This window comes from Thalassobacillus sp. C254 (assembly GCF_001310615.1).
This window is the reverse complement of sequence record NZ_BAXQ01000049.1, coordinates 1-5,420: the sequence shown is the minus strand read 5'-3', so window position 1 is coordinate 5,420 and position 5,420 is coordinate 1. Positions and strand designations below refer to the sequence as shown.

At 41.8% G+C, this 5,420-nt stretch carries 5 protein-coding genes and 1 pseudogene; 3 read left to right on the top strand and 3 right to left on the bottom strand.

Features of this window, described 5'->3' with window-relative positions; translation table 11 throughout:
• Positions 1-149 precede the first annotated feature (149 nt).
• Positions 150-524, top strand: coding sequence for a hypothetical protein (locus tag JCM19033_RS21390; protein ID WP_054637854.1), 375 nt, complete (start codon positions 150-152; stop codon positions 522-524).
• 95 nt (positions 525-619) lie between these two features.
• Here the strand turns inward: JCM19033_RS21390 and JCM19033_RS21385 are convergent, their stop codons facing one another.
• From JCM19033_RS21385 to JCM19033_RS21375, 3 genes are all read right to left on the bottom strand, one after another.
• On the bottom strand, positions 620-1,654 hold the full coding sequence (locus JCM19033_RS21385) for a DUF6612 family protein (RefSeq protein ID WP_054637853.1): 1,035 nt from the start codon (positions 1,652-1,654) through the stop codon (positions 620-622).
• A 316-nt stretch (positions 1,655-1,970) separates the two neighbouring features.
• Positions 1,971-2,186, bottom strand: a complete 216-nt coding sequence (locus JCM19033_RS21380) for a hypothetical protein (protein WP_054637852.1) — start codon at positions 2,184-2,186, stop codon at positions 1,971-1,973.
• 329 nt (positions 2,187-2,515) lie between these two features.
• Complete coding sequence (locus JCM19033_RS21375; protein WP_198153623.1) at positions 2,516-2,680, bottom strand: hypothetical protein; 165 nt, start codon at positions 2,678-2,680, stop codon at positions 2,516-2,518.
• Between the two features lie 781 nt (positions 2,681-3,461).
• Between JCM19033_RS21375 and JCM19033_RS21365 the strand changes: the two are divergent.
• Positions 3,462-4,885: pseudogene (locus JCM19033_RS21365) on the top strand (NAD-dependent succinate-semialdehyde dehydrogenase).
• Between the two features lie 216 nt (positions 4,886-5,101).
• Positions 5,102-5,299 (top strand): cold shock domain-containing protein, encoded by a 198-nt coding sequence (locus tag JCM19033_RS21360; RefSeq protein ID WP_054637849.1) that lies wholly within the window; start codon positions 5,102-5,104, stop codon positions 5,297-5,299.
• The last annotated feature ends 121 nt before the right edge of the window (positions 5,300-5,420 follow it).

The following is a 5,420-nucleotide window of genomic DNA, read 5'->3' as shown; positions in this document are numbered from 1 at the left end:
CCTATTGTGGTGCCAGGCACCTTTAAAATGTGGTCTGTTTCTATTACCATAGGTGTAGGAGTCAGCGCCTGAAAAAGGCCAGTGAATATTACAACAATATTACAAACAGCAGTGGTGCCAGGCACCCCTGATAAAGGGAGGGGATTGGAGTGTCCCAGCAGTTAAGGGAGTCGGAAAGAAAGTTTTTGCGTTTATATATGGATTGGCTGAACACGGTGGAAGAAGGATTGATGTCAGTCAGCTCGTTTTACCGGGAAGGTCACACAGACAGCGGGGATCGGCTGCTTGCTCAAATGATGGAAGGGTTCGTTCCATTTGATGCATCGAATATGACGATGAAGTACATCTTTGGGCGGGAGGAAAAGCATGAAGAAGAGCTTAATCGCTTTCAAGAAGTAGTAGAAAAAGCCTCCGCCATTGAAGAGCTGAATGAGGAGGGAGAGAGGTTTCGTTTTCTGACCAAGGAAATCATCCCTGCTTTTCAACGCTGGAAGCTTATCGTGTGGCAGGTTGCTGGAAAATGAGTTTCCAAGTGAGGTGCCTGGCACCACACCGAGGAGTGTAATATTTGTCATATACAAAAAGCTGACCCAGAGTGAACCTCTGGATCAGCTTTTATTTATTCTTCGTCATTCTCTTCCTCATCATCTTCGTTGTCGTCTTCGTCCTGATCGGTGTCCCCGTTTTCGAGCTCACTTTGATCAATATCCAAATCATCAAGATCTGTTTCTTCCATGTCCTGAATGCTGCCAAGCTCTTCAAAGTTCAGTTCTTCTGCGGTTTCTACAACGTCTTCTGGAATCTCAATTTCTTCTATTTCATTGTAATTGCTATAGGTCGCTTCCATTTGCTGTGACGTAGTAAAGGAATCGTCACCCTCAAGGTTCATTGTCATTTCCATGTCCATCGTCATGCCTGTTTGATAAAAGGTTTCTTCATCAATGAACAAGGTGTATTCCAAGTGTTCAATTTCCATCATTGCAAACAGCTGGTCAACCATCGTTGAGATATCCCCTTCAAGCATCCCCGTCATTTCCAGAGCCAGCTGTTTGAGCTGCTCACTGTCTCCTGATACCTCCAGGATGTATTCACCATCTGCCTGGCTTACCTCTATATTTTCTTCAAACTGAATGAGAAGCTCCAGCTGTTCTTCAGGGCTTTCATAGTGCTGGGCCAGTTCATTGACAGAATCCCTGAAATCATCAGGGAGCTTGAACCATTGGTCTTCAACTGAGTCTTTAAGGAAAAGACCCTCTTCTCCGTAGTAGGTTTGAGCTTCTATTTCTTCCATGCCTTCTTCATCAGATTGCATAATGGTATTTTCATAGTATCTAAGCGGATCAAGCATAATTTCAGAGGAGGTGTTTGTCATAATGGACATGCTCTCGCCCTGAAAATCCATATCCTGAACCATGGACATATCCATTGCATAGCTTTCTACGTCCGTCATTACTTCTGTTGTGCGGGCCATTATTTCTTCTGCGTGTAAATCACTTTCCGCAGCTGGCTCTTCATTTTCCTCTATTTGTTCCTCTTCTTCTAAATCCTCTTGGTCTTCTATTTCGGCAGGATCGGTAGTCACAGCCTCTTCCTGAGTTTCCTCATTACCGCCGCAGGCAGTCAGAAAACCAAGCATAAGCACCAGGCAATCCATGAGTTAATGGGTTTCATAAAAACTCCTCCCCTTTTTCAATAGCCAATTATGTTCTTTTAAAGCGTACCATATGCGCAGAACTTATTATACAGTCTGCAAAAGAGACACTTTTTTAAGTTTATTCCCTGCTGTTATGTATAATATTGCAATTATTTCCATAGTAATTAAAATACTATAAGAGTTAAAGATTATAAATAGCCCCAACGAAAAAGGCTTCAAATTACTCAGTTTAAGTGGGGCTTTGTTAGCGAAAAAAACTCCACAAAAAGGGTACAGAAAAAGCCTTTGCCAGAGTGTCAGGCAAAAGCTTTTTTACTTAGCAAATGTTTTCAGGCGGAGCTCCTCTTAAAACAAAATGGCTTTCTTTGTTTTCCTTCAGCTGCTCCTCTGCTTTTTTAAGGTATGCCAGTGCTTTGTCAAAGTCTTGAGAGACGTACCGTTCAATTGACTTTTCCCCTGCTAATAAACCAAAGAAGCGCCTTTTAGGCTTTACTTCTTCTATAATAAATAGTTTATCGGTAAGGATAATCATCACTCCTTTGTAAATGTTTTATTTATTATCATATGTAAGTAGGAAAATAATTCGTCTACCGTTTATTATTCCAGAATTTTTCCAATAGGTCAATGGTCTCGTTTTTATAATTTGCGTGTTCATCAAACGAAATGAGGTTTACACCTTGGTATAAAGGGATTGTAAGGAATAAATAAATTTTATTAAATAGTAGAAATAATCGATAAACTGGGCTTTTGTCTCAATAAATAAGAATGCTGAGTGATTTTATAAAAAAGAAGGTTTTATAAAAGAAGGAAAGGGTATATGGAAAAAGGAAAAGGACCGGCACCGGTCCTTTTGAAGTAAATTTATCGGTCGTGCCCTTTTAATATAAGGTGGCTTTGGCTCGGCCCTGTCATTTCCCCTTCAGCATGTTTCATGAATGCTATAGCCTTCTCATAGTCTTCGCTTCCATACCTTTCGATGCGTTTCTTGGTTTCATATAAACCAAACAAGCGACGTTTGACTTTCACTTCTTCAATGATGTAAAACCTTTCTTTTAGAATAGCTCTCACATCCTTCATAAGGTTATAGCATGAGGACAAGGGCACGGTATAAGTATATTATTTCAAAAGGTGAGCGAATAGTCAATTATTATTTTAAATATTTAGATAATTCAATCAAGTGAACGACACAGGGTTCCGGCCGTAAAATAATGGCCGGTTTTTTGGTCGTTCCATCTTTACAGCCTACTTAAGGGGGTGCAGGGAAAAATGGATGAGGAGCATAGAGGGAAAACTTATTGGAAGGGAATCAGGGGCGGTCACTTTGTATGTAGGACCTGTAATATCTACTATAAAACAAATTTTTGAAAAGACAATATATTCTGCCATCTTGGTGCTGTTATTGACGTATGGCCCTGGGATAGTTGACGTTTCCCCTAGGGATTTTCACTTTTCCCAGTGTGATAAGTGAAAAACGGAGAGCTATAAGAAACAAAAATTTCTACTTTTTTAGTACTCACTTATGTAAAGGTTCAGTCTTGTGTACGTTTGTCTCCCAGAGCTGATAATGAATGAATCAGTCAGTCCAATCACCTTTTTCGTAGAGATATTTTCGTTACTGAGTCTTTTTACCTGGACAATAGAAGGTCTGTCTCTTTGGTCGGCACCTATAAGAAGATATTTTTTCCCTTCAGTAACATTAGCTTTTTTAATCGGATTGAATATATTTTTTGTGGAGGAAATGGAATGTCCTTTCTATAAGTAGGGTATAGAACTGGAAAATATTTAAGAAATGAGGGATGAGGAAATGATGGAAGGACGTCTATTTATTAACGGGGAGTGGAAGAAATCGGACAGTGGATCCTTTGATGTGTTTGACCCTGCGACAGGTGAAAAAGTCGGCACCGCGGTAAACGGAGGTAAAAGCGAGACAAAAGAAGCGATTGATGCCGCTCATCGGGCGTTTAAACCCTGGGCGGAAAAGACTGCTGGAGAACGTTCCGAGTACTTAAAAAAAATCTATCGTATCATGATGGAAAAACAGGACGAGCTGGGCGAGCTTATTACAAAGGAAATGGGTAAGCCATTAAAGGAAGCAAAGGGAGAAGTAGCCTACGCTGCCTCGTTTCTGGAATGGTTTGCGGAAGAGGGTAAGCGTGTGTATGGAGAAATGATTCCGGCAAGCTCAAGGGAAAAGCGATTGATGGTCATCCGTCAGCCCGTAGGTGTGGTCGGAGCTATCACCCCATGGAACTTTCCTCTTGCCATGATTACGAGAAAGGTTGCTCCAGCACTTGCTGCAGGCTGTCCCATTATTGTTAAGCCTGCTGAAGATACACCATTTTCAGCGATTCGTTTTGCGGAAATTTGTGAGGAAGCAGGGCTCCCAGAAGGGGTTTTCAACCTTGTAACAGGTGAAGCCTCTGAAATTGGCGGAGAAATGATGAGCAATCGCAAGGTAAGCAAGATGACTTTTACAGGATCAACGGAAGTTGGGAAAATTTTAATGAAGCAGGCTTCGGATCAGGTGAAAAAGCTTTCATTAGAACTGGGAGGCCATGCACCGATCATTGTTCTCGATGACGCCGATATTAATAAAGCTGTACAGGGAACGATTGCATCTAAGTTTAGAAATGCAGGGCAGACCTGCGTTTGCGGAAACAGAATTTATGTGCAGGAAGGCATCTATGATGATTTTGTTGAGGAATTTAAAAAAGAAGTATCTAAGCTGAAGGTGGGGAACGGCTTTGAAGAAGGCGTGGATGTTGGACCTTTGATCAATCAGGATGGGTATGAAAAAGTTGACCGGCACGTACAGGACGCGGCGAATCAGGGAGCAGAGATTGTCTGCGGCGGTTCTGGGTATGAAGAAAATGGTTCGTATTTTTACAAGCCGACGGTGTTAAAGAATATTACTCATGACATGGTTGTGATGAACGAAGAGACCTTTGGGCCGGTTGCCCGATCCAGAAAATCTCAAGTGATGAGGAAGGGATTCGTCTGGCAAATGACTCCGTATACGGCCTTGCCGGCTACTTTTTTACAGAGAACTTATCTCGGGGCATGAAAGTGGCGGAGGCCCTTGAGTATGGAATTGTCGGGTGGAATGACGGCGTGCCGTCAGCAGCTCAGGCTCCTTTTGGAGGAATGAAAGAAAGTGGCATTGGCAGAGAAGGAGGGCATCAGGGAATAGATGCTTTCTTGGAAACAAAATATATTTCCATGGGCGTTTAGGTGGATAGTGATGCAGTAGAAAGTTTAACGGAATGTAAATTTAATCAAATTTGTAAAAAACATGCATACATTTCATAGGTAAGGGGTAATATTAAGTAGGCAGTTTAAGATTGAATTTTTGTGGAGGGGCGTAAAGCCCCTGCACAGGCCTCGATCTTAGCTGTGAGCAATGCGGCGCAACCGCAGAATTTTCGAATTTGAAAGGAATGGAAATGTATGCAAGGTAAAGTAAAATGGTTTAACAACGAAAAAGGTTTTGGTTTCATCGAGCGTGAAGATGGAGACGACGTATTTGTGCACTTCTCAGCAATTAATTCAGAAGGGTATAAGTCTCTTGAAGATGGTCAGGATGTTGAGTTTGAGATTGTTGAAGGTTCCCGCGGGCCGCAAGCTGCTAATGTAGAAAAAATCTAAGGACATTCTGCCAGCTGCCAAAGCTTTCATTCATTAACTCACACAAACAAACCCTGTTTCTTGGTTAGCGCCAAGAAACAGGGTTTTTCTATGTTTCAGTTACAGAAGGATGACAATTGCC